This window comes from Nonomuraea sp. NPDC052129 (assembly GCF_040680095.1).
Classification (GTDB): Bacteria; Actinomycetota; Actinomycetes; order Streptosporangiales; family Streptosporangiaceae; genus Nonomuraea.
Window position 1 is genome coordinate 35,547 of sequence record NZ_JBFAVX010000007.1, and the last position, 17,875, is coordinate 53,421.

Below are 17,875 nucleotides of genomic sequence, written 5' to 3' on the forward strand. Positions count from 1 at the left end.
CTGGGGAGGGTGGGAAAGCAGAGCCCAGGGTGAAAGGACCCCCATGGTCACTGTCCGCGCGTTCGCTTCGGGGGACGAGGTCTCCCTCATAGACGCCTGGAATCAGAGCATGCCAGGCGACCCCACGACCTCCGGCTGGTTCCGTGACTGCGTACTGCTCGACCCCAACTTCGACCCCGAGGGGCTGCGGGTCGCCGTGATCGACGGGCGCGTGGCCGGCTGCGCGTACGCCGTGCGCCGGCTGACCCCGCTCGCCCCGGGCACCGACCTGGAGCCGGAGACGGGCTGGATCCCGTTCTTCTTCGTGGCGCCCGAGCACCGGGGGGCCGGGCTCGGGCGGCGGTTGCTCGGCGAGGCGGTCGCCTTCCTCGAAGCCCAGGGCAGGACCAGGATCGACTTCTCCTCCTACACGCCCAACTACGTGCTGCCGGGAGCCGACGCCGCGCTCTACCCCGACGGGTACCGGCTGCTGGAGGGGCTGGGGTTCGAGACGCTCTACTCGCCGGTCGCGATGGACCGCACGCTGGTCGGCTACGTGACGCCCGACGAGGTGCACGCGCTGCGGGCCAAGCGGGAGAGCGAGGGGTACGAGTTCCGCAGCCCGCGTGAAGGGGAGTTACCGGAGCTCATCCGGTTCGCGGCCGACGTCTTCAACCCGGACTGGGGCGAGGCGATCAGGCAGCACCGCGACACCAAACGCATGATTATCGCGAAAAATGCGGAAATAGTCGGGTTCGCGTTATACGGGGCTTACCGGGGGATCCCTGAGAGGTTCGGGCCGTTCGGGGTCGATCCGGGCGAGCGGGGCACCGGGCTCGGCAAGATCCTCCTCCACCTGACCATGACCATGATGCGGGCCGAAGCCCTGCACTCCTCGTGGTTCCTGTGGACGGGCGAGGCCAGCCCGGCCGGTCACCTCTACGGCAAAGCAGGCTACGAGGTGACCAGGCGCTTCCACGTGATGAGGCGGTCGGCGTGACCCATGTGCTCGCCATCGGGGCCCACGCGGGCGACCTGGATCTGACCGCGGGCGCCGTGCTCGCCCAGCATGTCCTGCGCGGCGACCGCGCGACGCTGCTGCACCTCACGCTCGGGGAGCGCGGCCACCCGCGCCTGTCCATCCCCGAGTACGCCGAGCAGAAGCGCGCCGAGGCGGAGGCGTTCGCCACGGCGATCGGCGCGGGCGTGCGCTTCCTCGACTACGAGGACGGCCTGCTGCCCGAGGACGAGGACGTCAAGATGCGGGTCGGCGACCTGATCAGGGAGCTCAGGCCGGACGTCATCCTCACCCACTGGGGCGAGTCCATCCACAAGGACCACGCCAGCACCCACCGGATCGTGCGGGACGCCCGCTTCTACGGCGGCCTGAAAACGCTCGAGCGCGACCTGCCCGCGTACTGGGCGAGCGAGCTCTACTACGCCGACAACTGGGAGGACGCCGACGGCTACACGCCCGACGTGTTCGTCGACCTGTCCGACGAGGCCTACGAGGTCTGGTCGGAGGCGATCACGGGTTACGCGTACGCCCGAGGCGAGACGTACGGCTTCCCGTACGTGGACTACTACCGCGCGCTGACGATCGTGCGCGGCGCACCAGCCGGATTCCGCCGGGCCCAGGCGTTCGCCGCGCCGAAGGGCTCCCGCGATCTCCGGGCGCGTTACCTCGGAAAGGCGGCACCTCAATGAAACGAAGCCTGGTGGTCACCGCGGCGCTGGCCGTCGCGGTGGCGGGCTGTTCGAGCAGCGGCTCAACGAGCAAGAACACCGCCGGTTCGCCGCCATTAGTCATTCACGCGGTGGACGCGGGCACCTTCCAGGAGGACTTCAACCCGTACCACCTGGAGAACGTGAACTTCGGCACGTCCGGGATGATCTACGAGACGCTGGAGTTCTTCAACAAGCTCAAGCCCGGCGAGGTCACCCCCTGGCTGGCTCTTGAGCACGCGTGGTCCGACGACGGCAAGACGATCACCTTCACCCTGCGTCAGGGGGTGAAGTGGACCGACGGGCGGCCGTTCACCGCCGACGACGTGGCCTTCTCCTTCGATCTGCTCGGCAAGAACGCCCAGCTCAACAGGAGCGCGCTGGAGATCGCGGGCACCAAGGTCCTCGCGCCGGACAAGGTGGAGCTCACGTTCAAGTCCACGTCGTACGCCAAGCTCTACAACATCGCCGGCAACACCCCCATCGTGCCCAAGCACCTCTGGGAGAAGCAGCAGGATCCGGTCACCTTCACGAACCCCAAACCGGTGGGAACCGGGCCGTACAAGCTGTCGAAGTTCAGTTCGCAGCTCTACGAGATGGAGAAGAACCCGGGCTACTGGCAGCCGGGCAAGCCGGAGGTGCCGACGCTGAAGTTCCCCGCCTACACCGCCAACGCGGTGCAGACGGCGCTTCAGCAGGGGGAGCTCGACTGGGCGGGCGCGTTCGTGCCCGACATTGACAAGATCTACGTCCAGGGCAAGCCGGAGATCAACAAGTTCTTCTTCCCGCCCGAGGGCGTGGTGAACCTGCTGCCCAACCAGGCCAACCCGATCCTGGCCAAGCCCGAGGTCCGGCAGGCCATCAGCCTGGCCGTCGACCGGGACAAGATCGTCCGGGTGGCCGAGCGCGGCTACACCAAGCCGGCGCATCCGACCAGCGTGCCGATGCCGGGCGGCGAGGCATACCTGCCCGCGGAGTACAAGGACGCGGCCTTCAAGGTGGACGTGGAGAAGGCCAAGGAGCTGCTCAAGGGCGTCGACCCGGCCAAGCTGAGCTTCACCCTGTTGGTGCCCTCGCCGTTCACCGACTGGGTGAACGCCGCCCAGCTCATCAGGGAGGACCTGGCCAAGGTCGGCATCAAGCTGGACACGCGGGGTGTGGCGTTCGCGGACTGGGTGTCCAAGGTCGGCAAGGGTGACTACGACCTGTCGATCAGGACCACGCCCTTCGGGCCCACGCCGTACTCCCAGATGCGTTCGATGCTCTACGGCGACCTGGCGCAGCCGGTCGGCAAGCCGGGGACCGGCAACTACGAGCGGTGGAAGGACGCGGAGACCGACAAGCTGATCAACGAGTACGCGGCCACCGAGGACGAGGCCGCGCAGCAGAAGGCCGTCCAAGGGCTGGGCAAGATCATGGTGGAGAAGCTGCCGACGGTGCCGCTGTTCTACAGCCCGGCCTGGTCGCAGTACCGGACGAACAAGTATGTCGGCTGGCCCTCCGAGCAGGATCCGTACGCGATGCCCTCGCCGTACACCTCGCCGGACGCCGCCGTGGTCCTGCTGCACCTGAAGCCGGCGGCCAAGTGAGGTTTCTGGCCAGGCGGCTCGGGTTCTACCTGCTCACGGCCTGGGCCGCCGTCACGCTCAACTTCCTCATCCCCCGGCTCATGCCGGGGGACCCGGTCGAGCTGCTGGTCGCCCGGATGAGGGACAACGTGGACCCCGCCGCCATCGACGCGATGCGGCGGGCCTTCGGGATCAGCGACGCGAGCCTGTGGCAGCAGTATCTGGATTATCTGGGCAATCTCGCTCATGGGGAACTCGGCCGCTCGATCACCTTCTTTCCCACCGAAGTGTCCACTGTCATCGCCGACAGCCTGCCGTGGACGGTCGGGCTGGTCGGCGTGGCCACGCTGATCAGCTACTTCGTCGGCACCTCGCTGGGCGTGCTGATGGCGTGGAAGCGCGGCACTTGGCTCGACGGGGTGCTGCCCGCCGCCACGTTCATGCACGCGGTGCCGTACTTCTGGGTGGCGCTGGCGCTGGTGTTCGTCTTCGGGGTTACGCTCCAGTGGTTCCCGGTCTCCCGGGCGTACGGGCTGGAGGTCGCGCCCGGCTTCACCGGGGAGTTCGCCGCGAGCGTGCTCTACCACGCGACGCTGCCGGCCGTCACGATCGTGGTCGCCTCGATGGCCGACCGGATCCTCGGCATGCGCAACGTCATGGTGACCACGCTCGGCGAGGACTACGTGGTGATGGCCGAGGCCAAGGGGCTGACCAGCCGCCGGGTCATGTGGGCCTACGCGGCCCGCAACGCGATCCTGCCGAACATCACCAGCTTCGCGCTGTCGCTCGGCTTCGTGGTGGGCGGCTCGGTGCTGACCGAGATCGTGTTCTCCTATCCGGGAATCGGGTCGATGCTCCTCAAAGGCGTGGAGAACGAGGACTTTCCGCTCATGCAGGGCATCTTCCTCGTCATCTCGCTGGCCGTGCTCGTCGCCAACTTCCTGGCCGACCTCGCGTACGTGGTCCTCGACCCCCGCACCCGGCAGGAGGCCCAGTGAAGATCAAGATCGGCGTGGGCATCCTCGTCTTCTTCGCGCTGATGGCGCTCGTCGGGCCGCTGCTCATCGGCGCCGATCCGGCCGCCACCAGCAACGACGGCCTGCAGGGCCCCTCGGCCGCGCACTGGCTCGGCACCACGCAGACCGGGCAGGACATCCTCACCCAGATCGTGTACGGCGCCCGGATCTCGATGGGCGTCGGCCTGCTGTCGGCGGTGATCGCCACGGTGCTGGCCGTGGCGGTGGGCCTGGTCGGCGGCTACTTCGGCGGCGCGATCGACGAGACGTTCTCGGTGCTGACCAACATCTTCCTGGTGCTGCCCTCGCTGCCGCTGATCATCGTGCTGGCGGGCTACCTGCCGCAGCGCGGCGTCGCCTCGGTCGCCGTGGTGATCGCCGTCACGGGCTGGGCCTGGGGTGCCCGCGTGCTGCGCGCCCAGACCCTGTCGGTACGGCGGCGCGACTTCGTGGCGGCGGCCCGGGCCGGCGGCGAAGGGCCCTTGCGGATCATCTTCTTCGAGATCCTGCCCGTGCTGCTGCCCGTCATCGCCACCAGCTTCCTGGCCACGGTCGTCGGCGCGATCCTGGCCGAGGCCGGGCTGTCCTTCCTCGGCCTGGCCGACCTGTCGACCGTGAGCTGGGGGAGCATGCTGTATTTCGCACAGAACGGACAGGCGCTGCTCATCGGGGCATGGTGGTGGTTCATCCCGCCGGGGCTGTGCATCGCGCTGATCGGCACCGGGCTGGCGCTGGTCAACTTCGGCATCGACGAGATCGCCAACCCCCGTCTGCGGACGATCAAGGTCCGGAAGGCCCGCGCATGAACGTCCTGGAGATCCGCGACCTCAGCGTGGACTACCAGTCGGGCAGCGGCGCCGTGCACGCCGTCTCCGACGTCTCGCTCGACCTGCGCCGGGGCGAGATCCTCGGTCTGGCGGGCGAGAGCGGCAGCGGCAAGTCGACGCTGGCCAACGCCGTCGCCCGGCTGCTGCGCCCACCGGCGGCGATCACCTCGGGCTCCGTCGTCTACCACCGCAGGGACGGCGAGCCGGTCGACGTGCTCGGGCTCGGTCGCGGCGAGCTGCGTGCCTTCCGCTGGAAGGAGCTGGCGGTCGTCTTCCAGAGCGCCATGAACGCGCTCAACCCGGTCAGCACGATCGGCGACCAGATCGACGACGTACTCCGCGTCCACGCCCCGCGCATGTCACGCAAGGAGCGTGTCGAGCGGACGGTCGAGCTGCTGCAACGCGTCGGCATCAGCGCCGACCGGCGGCGCGGCTACCCGCACGAGCTGTCGGGCGGCATGCGCCAGCGCGCCGCGATCGCCATCGCGCTGGCGCTCAACCCCGAGATCATCATCATGGACGAGCCGACCACCGCGCTCGACGTGGTCGTCCAGCGGGAGATCCTCCACGAGATCAGGACGCTGCGGGAGGAGTACGGCTTCGCGGTCGTGTTCATCACGCACGACCTGTCCCTGCTCATGGAGATCTCCGACCGGATCGCCATCATGTACGCGGGCCGGGTGGTGGAGACGGGCTCGGCCAAGGCGCTGCACAAGTCGCCCAGCCACCCGTACACGCTGGGTCTGTTGCGCTCGTTCCCCCGGCTGCACGGGCCGCGCGAGGAACTGCTCGGCATCCCGGGCACCCCGCCGGACCTGCGCTCACTGCCACCCGGCTGCGCCTTCCATCCGCGCTGCCGGTTCGCCATGGACACGTGCTCGGTACGGCAACCCGAGCTGGTCCCGGGCGCGGAAGGGCAGGTCGCGTGCCTGCTGAACGACGACAAGGGGGTGCGCCAGTGAGCGGCGAGATCGTCCTGGAGGGCCGGAACCTCACCAAGCACTTCACCGCGGCCCGTGGCCCGCGCGGCCGGTTCGGGAAGCGGCCCCCGGTACGCGCGGTCGAGGATGTCTCCCTGGCGCTGCGCTCCGGAACGGTGACCGCGCTGGTCGGCGAGAGCGGCTGCGGCAAGAGCACGGTGGCGCGGCTGCTCGCCCAGGTGTACCCGGCGACCTCGGGTGAGGTGCTGCTGCGCGGCGAGCGGGTGAAGGCGCATCGCGGGGCGGCGTTCCGCGACTACCGGCGGCAGGTGCAGCTGATCTTCCAGGACCCGTTCGCCTCGCTGAACCCGTTCCACCGGGTCCGCTACCACCTGGCGCGACCGCTGCGCATCCACGGACATGTCCGCTCCGCCGCGCACGAACAGGAGCAGGTCGCCGAGCTGCTCGAACGCGTCAGCCTCACACCGGTCGATCAGTTCATGGACAAGATGCCGCACGAGCTGTCGGGCGGGCAGCGGCAGCGGGTGGCGATCGCCCGCGCGCTGGCCGTGCGGCCCATCGCGCTCATTGCCGACGAGCCGGTGTCGATGCTCGACGTGTCGATCCGGCTCGGCGTGCTGCGCCTGCTGGAGAAACTGGCCGACGAGAGCGGGCTGGCGCTCCTGTACATCACGCACGACATCGCCAGCGCGCGTTACTTCGCCGAGGACATCACGGTGATGTACGCCGGGCGGCTCATCGAGAGCGGTGATGGCGAGACGCTCACCCAGTCGCCCGCCCATCCCTACACGAAGCTGCTGCTGGAGTCGGCGCCCGACCCCGACCGGGTGACGGCACCGGAGGCGACGCGCCACGGCGAGCCACCCAGCCTGATCGAGCCGCCGAGCGGGTGCCGCTTCCATCCACGCTGCCCGGTGGCGCTGCCGGTCTGCTCGGAGCGGGTGCCCGGCCGTACCGAGGTGGGCGAGGGGCACTGGACGCACTGCTGGCAGGCCGAGGAGACAGCGCTCCTGCGCTGAGCTCACCCGTGGTAGCGGCGGGTCAGTTCCTCGGCCGTGGTGGCGACGCGGTCGCGGAGCTCGGCGGGAGCGAGGACCTCGACGTCCGTGCCGAGCCGCAGGAACTCACCCGCCGCGTGCTCGATCGACTCGATCGGGACCGTCACCTGGGTCCAGCCCTCGCCGTCCGACGGCTGCGCGCTCTCCTTCGCCGCCGCCGAGACCCCGGGCGTCATAAGGTTGGCCAGCAGCCGCATCCCCTGCGGAGACAGCCGGATCACCGCCTCGCCCCACCGCAGCCGGGCCTCGAACTCGGCCAGGTACGCCTGCCAGTAGGCGGTCAGGTCGAAGTCGTCGGGCCGGGTGAAGCGCTCGGGCAGCGCGTGCAGCCCGAGGATCTGTGACACCCGGTAGGTACGCACCTGCTCACCGGCCCGCGCCACCAGATACCAGCGTCCGGCTTTGACCACCAGCCCGTACGGCTCCAGCCGCCGCTCGACCTCCTGCGGCGCCTTCCAGCGGCGGTATCTGACCTCCAGGACCCGCTCGTTCCACACGGCGTCGGCCACGGCCGGCAGGTGCGTCACCGGCTGCGCGTCGCGGTACCAGGTCGGGGCGTCCAGGTGGAAGCGCTCCTGGATCCGCCCGGCCCGGTCGCGCAGCTCGACGGGCAGCGCGGCCATCAGCTTGAGCTGCGCGGCCGTCACCACGGCGGCCAATCCCAGCTCGGCCGCCGGACCCGGCAGCCCGGCGAGGAACAACGACTCCGCCTCGTCCGTGGTCAGCCCGGTGAGCCGGGTGCGGTAGCCGTCGAGGAGCTGGTAACCGCCTTTCGGCCCGGCGTCGCCGTACAGCGGGATGCCCGCGGTGTGCAGCGACTCGACGTCGCGGTAGATCGTCCGTACGGAGACCTCGAGCCGCTCGGCCAGCTCCTGAGCCGTCATCCGGCCGCGCGTCTGCAGCAGCAGGAGGAGGGAGACCAGCCGGGAGGCGCGCATTCACTGACACTACCTGTCAGTGACCCTGCTCTACGTTCGTCCGCATGAACGACTTCGACTTCTTCGCCGGCTCCTGGAATGTCACCCACCGCAGGCTCGTCAAGCCCCTGACGGGCAGTGCCGAGTGGGACGAGTTCCCCGGCACCAGTGTGGCCAGCCGCCACTTCGACGGCGCGGCGAGCTTCGACGAGATCAAGTGCCCGGCCAGGGGTTTCTCCGGGCTGACCATCCGGATCTTCAACCCCGCGACACAGCAGTGGTCGATCTACTGGGCGAGCACCTCCAGGGGAACGCTCGACACGACGCCCATGGTCGGCGCCTTCGACGGCGATCGGGGCGAGTTCTACGGCGAGGAACAGCACGACGGCGCGCCGGTGCGCTGCCGGTTCATCTGGACCGTGCGCGGCCCGGACTCCTGCCGGTGGGAGCAGGCCTTCTCGGCGGACGGCGGGCAGACCTGGGAGACCAACTGGACCATGGACTTCACGCGGGCGTGACGCTGTCGAGCACCCCGTCGAGGGCCCGGCGGGCGGCGTCGCCGTCGGGCACCGTGCTGCCGTACACGTAGGAGAGGCCGCCATCGGCGGTGTGCACCGCCACGATGCGGACATAAGCCGGATCCTTGGTGGCGCTCTTGAACACCACCCGGAACGACGCCGTGGCCGCCGGCTGGCCGCCGACCTCCAGCGCCCGGGTGCGCAGACCGTCCCGGCTGCCCAGGTCGGGCAGGAACCGCCGGGCCGTGTCCAGCGCCACGGCGTCGGCCCTGGCCTGCAACTGCTCGGACGTGGCGGCGCCGCCGATGCCGCCCTGCTGCTGCGGGAAGGCGACCACGACCGCGCCGCCCGCGGCGATGCCCGAGGTGTAGGACGGCCGGTCGGCCTTCTTCCAGCCCTCCGGGATGAGGTAGGACACCTGGGCCTTGGTGTCGGTGACCCGCGCGGGGCCCGATTTGACGGACGACTGCGAGCCCGGTTTGACGGGTGGCTCGACGGTGCTCCGGGCCCACAGGAGGGCGACCACGGCGACGGCGACCACCAGGACCGCGATCCCGCCGACCACGATCACCCACCACCAGCCCGACTTCGGTGGCTTGGCCTCGTATTGGGGGACGTCGGGGAGCATGTCGGGGGTGTAGGGCAGGCGCTGCGTGTAAGGCGTCAGGCCGGGTTCCTGGCGGGGTGGCTCAGGTTGCGGCCAGCGGTGCCTGATGGTCCGGTTGGGGTCGGGGCCGGGCTGATCCGGCTGCTCTGGAGTCATGATCCCCTCGGACGCGGCGCAGAGAGCTTTTATCCAGACATTGTCACATTCCTTGGCGATCGGGCGGCTGGTTAGCCCTGCGGGTTCTGCCATCCGGGCCGCTCGGGGTCCTGCCAGCCCGGCTGCGGGGCCGAGGGCGGCTGCGGCGGGGACTGCGGCTGCCACTCGGGCGGCGACTGGGACTGCCGCTGCCACTCCGACTGCTGAGGCTGCTGCCAGCCGTGTGGCTGCTGGGGTTGCTGCCAGCCCGGCGTCTGCTGCGGCTGGGCCGGGGTGCGGCGGGCGACCACGGCCCAGATCAGCAACCCCACACCGACGGCGGTGATGAGCGTGCTGATCGTGTCTATCGCGGCCAGCACTATGTTGATCGAGTCGAGGCCGACCATGCTGACCAGGCTGTTCAGCGAGAAGATGCGCACAACGTTGTAGACCTCGCCGAACAGGAGCACGAAGCAGCCGAACATCCCCAAGCTGGCCGCCCGGCCGTGCTCCGCCTTCGCCTTGACCGTCAGCACGACGCCCACGATCAGCAGGGCGATCATCAGTAGCGCGAGGATGATGTATATCACTTGGGCAAACATCAGGTGTCCCAGTCTTTCGGCTCAGGCACGCACGCATTTCGAGCGGTCTCTTGTCGAGACGCGACCTTACGGGGATTGACGCGCGCTTTCCACCGCCCGGGTGATCGAACGGAGATCCAGGTCGCCCTGGTAGCGGACGCCGTTCAGGAACAGCGTGGGCGTCCCGCGGACGCCGCTCGCGCGGCCCGACTCCTCGTCCCCGTCGACTCGCGCGGCCTGCGCGGGCACGTCGGGCCACGGCTCGACGTCCAGTTCGGCGGCGTAGCGGGCCAGGTCGGTGTCGGTCAGGAAGCGCTGATTGTCGAAGAGGGTGTCGTGCATCTCCCAGAACCGGCCCTCCATCGCCGCGGCCTCGGCGACCACCGCGGCGGGAAAAGCCCGGGGGTGTATGGTGCGCAGCGGGAAGTGCCTGAACACGAGGCGCACGTCGGCGGACTTCCGCAGCAGCTCGCTCAGGACCGGATGGAGAGCTCCGCAGTAGGGGCACTCGAAGTCGCCGTACTCCACGATCGTCACCCGCGCGTCCGCCGGCCCCCGTATGTGGTCGTCGGGTCCCACGGGCTCGGTCAGCAGCACGGGGAGTTCCTCCTCCGGCTCGGCGTCGGGAGGCGCGCACACCCCGCCCCGGTCCCAGGCCATCCGGAAGATCGCCCCGCCCATCAGCGCCGCCAGCAGCGACCCGGCCAGGATGCCGATCTTCGCCTGGCTCTGCGCCACGGGGTCGTCGAAGGCCAGATCCACGATGAACAGCGCCACCGTGAACCCGATGCCGGACACCGCCGCGCCGCCCAGCAACTGCCCCCAGACCAGGTTGCCGGGCAGGATTCCCCAGCCGAATTTCAGCGGCAGCCAGGTGCCCAGCGAGATGCCGACGAACTTCCCCAGCAGCAGCCCGGCCGCCACCCCGATCGTGATGGGCGAGGTCAAGGCCGTGCGCAGCGTCTCGGCGTCGAGCCGGACACCCGCGTTGGCCAGCGCGAAGATCGGCACGATCACATAGCTGCTCCAGGGGTGGAGCAGGAGCTGCAGCCGCTCGTTGACGGACACGGCCCGCCGCAGCGTGCGCGCCGCCACCCTGGCCGCCTCGGGGCTCGGATCGCTGGTGAACTCGTGTACGGCCTCGTCGGCGCGGAGCAACTTGCGGTCGCTGGGCGCGTACACGAACACCAGGATGCCCAGCGCGATGCCGATCAGCGTCGGATGCACGCCGCTCTCCAGCGTGGCCACCCACAGCGCGAACCCGAGCACGATGTACGCGGGCGCCCGCCAGATCCTCAGCCACCGCAGCGTCATGATCGCCGCCAGCAGCGCCGCGGCGACCACCAGGGCGATGACGTCCAGGCTCTCGGTGTAGAAGAGCGCGATGATGATGATCGCCAGCACGTCGTCGACGATCGCCAGCGTCAGCAGGAACACCCGCAACGGCTCCGGGCACCGCGCGCCCACGATGGCGAGCATGCCGAGCACGAACGCGGTGTCGGTGGCGATCGGCACCCCCCACCCACCGGCCGCGGGCCCACCCGCGTTCAGCGCCAGATAGACACCGGCGGGCACCATCATCCCGCCCAGCGCCGCGAGCGCCGGCACCGCGATCAGCCGCCGATCCCGCAACTGGCCGAGCCGCGCCTCGTAGGAGATCTCCAGGCCGATGACGAAGAAGAAGATGGTCATGAGGCCGTCGTTGACCCAGTGGCGCAGGTCGAGCTCGAACGTGGCGCTGCCGAACGACAGGCCCATGTTGGTGTGCCAGAAGGATTCGTACGTGCCGCCCCAGGGGGAGTTGGCCCACAGCAGGGCAAGCAGGGTGGCCGCCAGCAGCACGCTGGTGCTGCCGGTCTCGGTCTTGAAGAACGCCCGCAACATGTCAGACCCCCGGCGTCCGATGATAAGCGGCGCGCGGGTGAGACCGAAGATGGGCGGCGACGTTCGCCTCGCATCGGCCGCCCCACCGCGGTTCAGGGGTGGAGCGGCTGGTCGGAGCACTTCCGGGGTGGTGAGGGGGCTGCTCGGGACAGGAGCCGCGCCGCTACCGGATGCTCACGAGTTCGGGGTGGGCGTGGGGGTTGGGGTCGGGGTCTCGGAGATTGTCGGGGTCGGGTCGATGGTCGGGGTGTCTGTGGGGGTTTCGGGCGGGGTCACGGTCTCGGTGGGTGTAGGGCAGGCGGTCGGGGTCCGCCAGGTCGGCGGGTTCATCCACGACTGCTTCGACTGCCACCAGCCGTGGCCGCGCCAGAACTTCTTGGTAGGCCTGGACAGGTCGAAGACGTAAGCGGCTGTCGCCGTCGCCGTCGCCGTCGCTGTTGGAGCGGTCGTCTCGGTGGGTGCCAATGTCGCCGTGACTGTGGGCGTCACGGTCGGCGTCTCGGCGGGCGTTTCGGTGGGCGTTTGGGTCGGTGTCTCTGTTGGGGTTTCGGTCGGTGTCTCTGTGGGCGTCTCTGTGGGTGGCGTTGTGCCCGTGTCGTCATTGGCGGTGGCGGTCACCGACACCCAGTCGCCCTCCTTGACCTTGCTGGTCCCACGGCGTCCCGCGATCGTGCGGGTGGACTCGCTGATCGCATACACCTTCTCGAAGCCGTCCTGGCTCTTCACGGTGATGGAGTCCTCGGCGACAGCGGTCGCCTGCCCGGTCTGGGCGAGCAGCGTGACGACGCCGCAACCGTCCTTGGTCGCCACAGCGAACTCGCCGTGCATCGCGCCGACGAAGCCCCAAGGGCTGATGGGCGGCAACTCGGTCGTTGTGGGGGTTTCTGTGGGTGTCTCGGTCGGGGTCTCGGTGGGTGTCTCGCTGATTGTCGGCGTGGGAGTCGGCGTCTCCGTCGGCGTTCCCGACGCCGCGGCGGCCACTCCGATTCCGCTCGTCGCCACCATGGCGATGGTCGCGGCAACGATCAGCGGCCGTGGGACGCGCCTGCGCGGCTCGTCCGGTCCGATCGACAGGTCCTCGTTTGGGTGGTCAGAACGCGTTGGCGTCACTATGTCCTCCAGCTGAGTTGCTCCGATTCAATCCCGGCGGGTCTAAACCGGGAGTAAGCCGGACGACAGCCACATGTGCCCCGCAGTGCCATCGCGTACCACTGGAAACGGAAAGCCGCAGGTGACGGCCCGTTTAGCGCAACTAAGCCAATAATTGATGAACAGGGCCACGCGGCCCCGATTGAGTGGCGAAACGATGATCGAGATGGCGCTGTGGCTGCTCGACGGTACGGCCGCCACCCTTCAGCCTTCCGAACAGCAATGAGCCCGGGCCCCGCGCGGCCCGGGCTCATTGGGTCATTCGACTACCGGGTGATCTTGACGTCGTCCACGCCAGCCTCGACCAGGCTGGCCCCTGACGCGTCGGCGGCCTCGATCACGATGCGGACGCTCTGCCCGGCGAAGGCGGAGACGTCGGCGGTGGCCGTACTCCAGGCCGCGTCGCGGTTGCTCGCGGCCCCCAGTTGCTGGAACACCGTGCTGGAAGTGCTCCCCACCACCCTGACACGGAAGAAGTCGGCGCTGGAGGCGTTGCTGCCGTGCGCGAGATACCACGACAGCGACAGCCGGAGCGTTCCGCCGGTCGGCAGCGTGATCGCCGGCGACTGGATCGAGGTGGTGCCGCCGTCCAGATCGTTCTCGCCCGCGCCGGCCCCGGCCAGTCTGCCGGTGACCAGGTCGTTCGTGCCGCTCACCGTGGTGCCGAGCTGCTTGGTGCCGCTGGAGGTCGTCGCCTCCGGGTCGCCGCGCTCCCACTGGCCGGTGGTGGCGGTGTCGGTGCCGCCGGCGTTGGTGACCCAGCCGTTGGCGCTCTCGAACGTGTCCGACCAGACGGTCACGGGCGGCGTGGCGGTGGCGATCGTCCAGACGGAGTAGGCGATGGCGTCGGCGTTGCGGTCGAGAGCGGTGTCGTTGATGTTGGCGGTCGTGTCGCAGGACCGGTGGTAGCAGGCGTCGAACGCCTGGCCCGCCGTACCGCCCCAGAGCTGCGCCTGCGCGCTGGACTTGATCCCCTCAGCGCCGGTGAACGTGCCGCCCGCCGCGATGCCGACGGCGATGAACGGGCCGTAGTCGGAGCGGCCGTCGAAGTCGGTGCCGCGAGTCGGGACGCCGATGGAGGAGAAGTACGCCGCCAGGGTCTGTTCCAGCTGCGCCGATCCGGCCGGGCCAGGCCCGGAGCCGGTGCCGTCGGAGTTGTCGCCGTCGTAGAGGAAGTAGCCGGGGTTGGGGGAGCCGACCATGTCGAAGTTCAGGTACGCCTTGATCTTGGTACGTTCGGTGGCCGGCAGGTTGTTCACGTAGAACTGCGAGCCGCGCAGCCCCAGCTCCTCGGCGCCCCACCAGGCGAAGCGCAGGTGCTTCGTGGGCTGCAGCGCCTGGCGTGAGACCTCCAGCGCGACCTCCAGGATCGACGCCGAGCCCGAGCCGTTGTCGTTGATACCGGGTCCGGCGGTGACGCTGTCGAGATGGGAGCCGGTCATGAGGATGTCGTTGGGGTCGCCGCCCGGCCAGTCGGCGATCACGTTGTAGCCGGTGGCGCCGTTGTAGGTGAACGACTGCAGCGTCGTGGTGTATCCGGCGGCGTCGAGCTGGCCCTTCACGTAGTTGGCCGAGGCCAGGTAGCCGGGTCGGCCGTGCGCGCGGGTGCCGCCGTTGTTGTTGGCGATCGTCTGCAGCTGCGTCAGGTGGGCCTTGACGTTGGTGAGGGAGATGTTCGGCGGTGCCGCCGCGACGGCCGCTGGTGTGGGCGCGCTGAGCGCCAGGGGTAAGGCCAGCGCGAGAGTGCCTAATGCCGCGAGGAGCTTCATCGGGGGTCCTCCGTGGGGGGTGGACAGAGGTCAGGTCGCTAGATCCCGTTCTGGGATGTTTGGCAGGCGCGGACAGCCCCGTAAACAGCCGCGCTGCCTGAACGTAACTAGCGGACTTGATCCTGAGAAGACCCATTTGTCACAGAAGTTCACATTGGGAAGGCCAGGGGGCGAGTATCAGGCCCGTACGGTAACGACGGTGCGGGCCTGGCCGCCGTTCCGGCAGTAGACGATCACCGGGTAAGTGCCCGCTCGGGCGACCCTGAACGATGGCGTCCAGGCGGCGGTCGACGCCGGCGCGAACGCCTGGCGCGGGCTGAAGGCGCCGGAGGCCACGCCGCGTACCTTGGACCCACCGCACACCGCCGTGACCGTCACCTGCCCGCCCACCCTGACCGAGGCGGGGCTGACCCCGGCACCCGCGTTGATCGCCGACAGGGCGATGCCGCCGGGCTGCTGCGCCGGCGGAGCGCTGGTCGGCTGCGTGGTGGGCTTGCTGGTCGGGGCAGTGGTGGGGGCGGTGGTCGGGGTGGGCGTGCCGCCGCCGAAGGTCACGTCCGAGCAGGAGTAGAACGCCTCGGGGCTGTCGCTGCGCTGCCAGATGGAGTAGATCAGGTGGCGGCCCTGCTTGGCTGGCAGCTTGCCCTGAAGGTTGTAGGCGCCGTCCGTCAGCGCGGGATCCCGCTGGGTGAGGAACGGCTTCGACTCCAGGTCCGACCACTTGAGCGGCTTCGACGGGTCATAGCCGTCCTTGGTGACGTACAGCTCGAAGGAGCCCTTGTGCGGAGCGGTCGACCGGTAGCGGAAGGTGAACGAGGCGCCGCTCGGCATGCTGGTGGCGGGCCAGTCGGCGCGTGCCTGGTCGAAGCCGCGGTACTTGTCGCGGCCCGCGCTGCACAGCTTGCCGTCCGGGATGAGCTCGCGGTGCCTGCCCGCGGCGTTCGCCAGGTTGACCTCGTTCCAGTCGTAGAGCGGCTGGGTGCCGCCGAGTTCCACGGCCTTCTTGCAGGCGGCGGACTTGGGGCTCTCCGGGTTCTCGTTGTAGCAGACCAGGGTCCGGCTGGGCGGGTTGTTCATGGTGCCGTGGGCGTTGGCGACACCGGGCGCGACGGTCAGGACGAGCAACGTGGGAACGGTGAGGGTGGCGGCGGCGAGCGCCTTGCGCTTGATCTGCATGTAGATCACGTTGAAGCATGAAAAGGGGCGAAAAATGCTCTTTAAACCGCTCTTAAGGTTGATTTAGGTGCCTTTTCAGTGCGGCGGATCCAGACCTGGACCTGCGCCCCGCCCAGCGACGAGTGGTCCAGCCGGAGTGACCCGCCGGACGACTCCGCCAGGCGGCGGGCGATGTCCAGGCCGAGCCCGGTCGAGCCGGCGCCGCTGGTGCCCCGCTCCAACGCCGCCTCCGGATCCGCGATGCCGGGACCGGCGTCGGAGATCAGGATGCCGACCGTGTCCTTGCCCTCGTGCAAGGACACGCTGAACGCGGTGCCCTCGGCCGTGTGCCGGAACACGTTGCCCAGCAGCGCGTCGACCGCCGCCGTCAGCTCGGTCGCGGGCACCGGCACCCGTACCGGCAGCGTCGCGCCGATGAGCTGCCACGGCCGCTGCTGGTCCTCCGCCAGCGCCGACCAGAACGTCAGCCGGTCGCGCAGCACCTCCGCCGCGTCGCAGACCCGGTCGGCGCGCGACGGCCGCCTGGCCGCGGAGATGATCGTGTCCACCTCGTCCTCCAGCCGGGCCAGCGCCTGCCTGCTCGGCTCGGCCTGCGTGCCGAGCTGGTCGAGGCTGAGCCGGAGCGCGGTGAGCGGCGTACGCAGGCGGTGCGAGAGGTCGGCGGCCAGTTCGCGTTCGGCGGCGAGCAGGTGGGTGACCCGGTTGGCCATCGCGTTGAACGCCGTGGCCGCCGCGACCAGCTCCGGCGGACCCTCCGGATAGATGCGCTCGCTCAGATCGCCCGCGCCCAGCGCGGTGGCCGCCGAACCGAGCCGGCGGGCCGAGCGGACCACGCGCGCGCCCAGCCGGTCGCCGACGAGCACCGAGCCGAGCACGAGCACCACGGCCACACCGGTCAGCACCGCCCACGACGTGCCGACTCCCCGATTCAGGTCATCGGCGGGCACGAAGACCTCGATCACCGCGCCCCGGTCACCGTCCAGCGCGACCGGCCGGAGCAGCACCTGGCCCGCCGGCAGCTCGACGGTGTCGGCCCTTGTCTGCGCCGCCGCCCGCGCCACGTCGGCGGCCGGGGCGCGGGACCTGCCCGTGGTCGGGCCGCCGTTGACGTGGATGGCCAGCAGGCCGCGCCGGCCCGCCTCGGTACGCGCCATCGCGTGCGCGAGGTCGTCCGTTTTGGTGGTCAGTGCCAGCACCGGGACCAGCGCCAACGCCTGGCGTTCGGCGCCGGAGACCGCCCGGCTCTGCGCCGTCTCCTTGACGATCAGGGCGAGCGGCACCAGGAAGGCCAGCGCCACCATCGAGGTGACGGCGACCATCAGCACGGCCAGCGCGCGTCTCATCGGGGCGCGGACAGCATGAAGCCGACACCCCGGACGGTATGCAGGTAGCGGGGATTCGAGGCGCCTTCGCCGAGCTTGCGGCGTAACCAGGACAGGTGCACGTCGATGGTCTGGTCGTCCCCGTACGCCTGGTGCCAGACCTCGGTCAGCAATTCCTTGCGGGTGACGACCCGGTCGGCCCGCGTGGCGAGGTAGGCGAGGAGGTCGAACTCGCGCCTGGTCAGCGTGAGCGGCCCGCCGTCCAGCGCGGCCGTCCGCCGGTTGGCATCGACCACCAGCCCGCCGACGCGCAGCACCTGTGGCGGCGGCGCGGACCTGGCCCGGCGCAGTACGGCGTCCAGCCGGGCACCCAGATGGTCACCCGAGAACGGCTTGACCAAATAGTCGTCGGCTCCCGCTTCCAGCAGCCTGACGATCTCGGCCTCGTCGTCGCGGGCCGTGGCCACGATGACCGGTACGTCGGAGATGCCGCGCACCATCTTCAGCGCCTCCGAGCCGTCGAGGTCGGGCAGGCCGAGGTCGAGGATGACGGCGTCCGGCGGGTTCTGCGAGATCTCCCGGAGGGCGTCCAGGGCGCAGCCCGCGCTGCGCACCGCGTGCTGCCGGCCGGCTAACTCGCGGATGATCGCCGATCGGACGAATTCATCGTCTTCGACTACAAGAACCGTCGCCATGCGCACCA

Annotated in this window: 17 protein-coding genes; 8 read left to right on the plus strand and 9 right to left on the minus strand. The window is 69.8% G+C overall.

Features of this window, described 5'->3' with window-relative positions:
- Positions 1-43: 43 nt before the first annotated feature.
- From AB0L53_RS18110 to AB0L53_RS18140, 7 genes are read left to right on the plus strand one after another with little or no spacing between them, the layout of a single operon-like run.
- Entirely contained in the window at positions 44-979 is a 936-nt protein-coding gene (locus AB0L53_RS18110; RefSeq protein ID WP_363994653.1) for a GNAT family N-acetyltransferase, read from the plus strand.
- The gene (locus AB0L53_RS18115) at positions 976-1,686 is read left to right on the plus strand and encodes a PIG-L deacetylase family protein (protein WP_363994656.1); all 711 of its coding nucleotides are present in this window, start codon (positions 976-978) and stop codon (positions 1,684-1,686) included. Before AB0L53_RS18110 ends, AB0L53_RS18115 begins: the two co-directional genes overlap by 4 nt.
- Complete coding sequence (locus AB0L53_RS18120) at positions 1,683-3,293, plus strand: ABC transporter substrate-binding protein (protein ID WP_363994659.1); 1,611 nt, start codon at positions 1,683-1,685, stop codon at positions 3,291-3,293. Before AB0L53_RS18115 ends, AB0L53_RS18120 begins: the two co-directional genes overlap by 4 nt.
- Positions 3,290-4,270, plus strand: a complete 981-nt coding sequence (locus tag AB0L53_RS18125) for an ABC transporter permease (RefSeq protein WP_358557284.1) — start codon at positions 3,290-3,292, stop codon at positions 4,268-4,270. The genes AB0L53_RS18120 and AB0L53_RS18125 overlap by 4 nt, the downstream gene beginning before the upstream one ends.
- Positions 4,267-5,094, plus strand: coding sequence for an ABC transporter permease (locus AB0L53_RS18130; protein ID WP_363994661.1), 828 nt, complete (start codon positions 4,267-4,269; stop codon positions 5,092-5,094). Before AB0L53_RS18125 ends, AB0L53_RS18130 begins: the two co-directional genes overlap by 4 nt.
- The gene (locus AB0L53_RS18135; protein ID WP_363994664.1) at positions 5,091-6,077 is read left to right on the plus strand and encodes an ABC transporter ATP-binding protein; all 987 of its coding nucleotides are present in this window, start codon (positions 5,091-5,093) and stop codon (positions 6,075-6,077) included. Before AB0L53_RS18130 ends, AB0L53_RS18135 begins: the two co-directional genes overlap by 4 nt.
- Positions 6,074-7,075, plus strand: coding sequence for an ABC transporter ATP-binding protein (locus tag AB0L53_RS18140; protein ID WP_363994667.1), 1,002 nt, complete (start codon positions 6,074-6,076; stop codon positions 7,073-7,075). Before AB0L53_RS18135 ends, AB0L53_RS18140 begins: the two co-directional genes overlap by 4 nt.
- A 2-nt stretch (positions 7,076-7,077) precedes the next feature.
- Here AB0L53_RS18140 and AB0L53_RS18145 read toward each other — a convergent pair whose 3' ends face one another.
- Positions 7,078-8,052: a YafY family protein gene (locus tag AB0L53_RS18145; protein ID WP_363994670.1), complete on the minus strand. Its 975-nt coding sequence runs from the start codon at positions 8,050-8,052 to the stop codon at positions 7,078-7,080.
- A 44-nt stretch (positions 8,053-8,096) separates the two neighbouring features.
- On the opposite strand from AB0L53_RS18145, the gene AB0L53_RS18150 reads away from it, so the two are divergent.
- Positions 8,097-8,549 (plus strand): hypothetical protein, encoded by a 453-nt coding sequence (locus AB0L53_RS18150; protein WP_363994673.1) that lies wholly within the window; start codon positions 8,097-8,099, stop codon positions 8,547-8,549.
- Here AB0L53_RS18150 and AB0L53_RS18155 read toward each other — a convergent pair.
- The 8 genes from AB0L53_RS18155 to AB0L53_RS18190 form a co-directional block, all read right to left on the minus strand.
- The gene (locus tag AB0L53_RS18155) at positions 8,536-9,312 is read right to left on the minus strand and encodes a hypothetical protein (RefSeq protein WP_363994676.1); all 777 of its coding nucleotides are present in this window, start codon (positions 9,310-9,312) and stop codon (positions 8,536-8,538) included. The genes AB0L53_RS18150 and AB0L53_RS18155 overlap by 14 nt on opposite strands.
- Positions 9,313-9,383: 71 nt before the next feature.
- Complete coding sequence (locus tag AB0L53_RS18160; RefSeq protein ID WP_363994679.1) at positions 9,384-9,881, minus strand: hypothetical protein; 498 nt, start codon at positions 9,879-9,881, stop codon at positions 9,384-9,386.
- A 78-nt stretch (positions 9,882-9,959) separates the two neighbouring features.
- Entirely contained in the window at positions 9,960-11,756 is a 1,797-nt protein-coding gene (nhaA, locus tag AB0L53_RS18165) for a Na+/H+ antiporter NhaA (protein ID WP_363994682.1), read from the minus strand.
- Between the two features lie 174 nt (positions 11,757-11,930).
- Positions 11,931-12,866 (minus strand): hypothetical protein, encoded by a 936-nt coding sequence (locus tag AB0L53_RS18170; RefSeq protein WP_363994684.1) that lies wholly within the window; start codon positions 12,864-12,866, stop codon positions 11,931-11,933.
- Between the two features lie 305 nt (positions 12,867-13,171).
- A complete protein-coding gene (locus tag AB0L53_RS18175) occupies positions 13,172-14,674 on the minus strand; it encodes a M28 family peptidase (protein ID WP_363994687.1) in 1,503 nt (500 codons plus the stop codon).
- 177 nt (positions 14,675-14,851) lie between these two features.
- Positions 14,852-15,850, minus strand: coding sequence for a lytic polysaccharide monooxygenase (locus AB0L53_RS18180; protein WP_363994690.1), 999 nt, complete (start codon positions 15,848-15,850; stop codon positions 14,852-14,854).
- Positions 15,851-15,891: 41 nt separating this feature from the next.
- Positions 15,892-17,193 (minus strand): HAMP domain-containing sensor histidine kinase, encoded by a 1,302-nt coding sequence (locus tag AB0L53_RS18185; RefSeq protein ID WP_363994692.1) that lies wholly within the window; start codon positions 17,191-17,193, stop codon positions 15,892-15,894.
- On the minus strand, positions 17,190-17,867 hold the full coding sequence (locus AB0L53_RS18190; protein ID WP_363994695.1) for a response regulator transcription factor: 678 nt from the start codon (positions 17,865-17,867) through the stop codon (positions 17,190-17,192). The genes AB0L53_RS18185 and AB0L53_RS18190 overlap by 4 nt, the downstream gene beginning before the upstream one ends.
- Positions 17,868-17,875: the final 8 nt, after the last annotated feature.

Coding starts and splice junctions, on each gene's coding strand:
- AB0L53_RS18110 (WP_363994653.1), top strand. CDS start 44: ATGGTCACTGTCCGCGCGTTCGCTTCGGGGGACGAGGTCTCCCTCATA.
- AB0L53_RS18120 (WP_363994659.1), top strand. CDS start 1,683: ATGAAACGAAGCCTGGTGGTCACCGCGGCGCTGGCCGTCGCGGTGGCG.
- AB0L53_RS18135 (WP_363994664.1), top strand. CDS start 5,091: ATGAACGTCCTGGAGATCCGCGACCTCAGCGTGGACTACCAGTCGGGC.
- AB0L53_RS18145 (WP_363994670.1), bottom strand. CDS start 8,052: ATGCGCGCCTCCCGGCTGGTCTCCCTCCTCCTGCTGCTGCAGACGCGC.
- AB0L53_RS18150 (WP_363994673.1), top strand. CDS start 8,097: ATGAACGACTTCGACTTCTTCGCCGGCTCCTGGAATGTCACCCACCGC.
- AB0L53_RS18155 (WP_363994676.1), bottom strand. CDS start 9,312: ATGACTCCAGAGCAGCCGGATCAGCCCGGCCCCGACCCCAACCGGACC.
- nhaA (WP_363994682.1), bottom strand. CDS start 11,756: ATGTTGCGGGCGTTCTTCAAGACCGAGACCGGCAGCACCAGCGTGCTG.
- AB0L53_RS18175 (WP_363994687.1), bottom strand. CDS start 14,674: ATGAAGCTCCTCGCGGCATTAGGCACTCTCGCGCTGGCCTTACCCCTG.
- AB0L53_RS18180 (WP_363994690.1), bottom strand. CDS start 15,850: ATGCAGATCAAGCGCAAGGCGCTCGCCGCCGCCACCCTCACCGTTCCC.
- AB0L53_RS18185 (WP_363994692.1), bottom strand. CDS start 17,193: ATGAGACGCGCGCTGGCCGTGCTGATGGTCGCCGTCACCTCGATGGTG.
- AB0L53_RS18190 (WP_363994695.1), bottom strand. CDS start 17,867: ATGGCGACGGTTCTTGTAGTCGAAGACGATGAATTCGTCCGATCGGCG.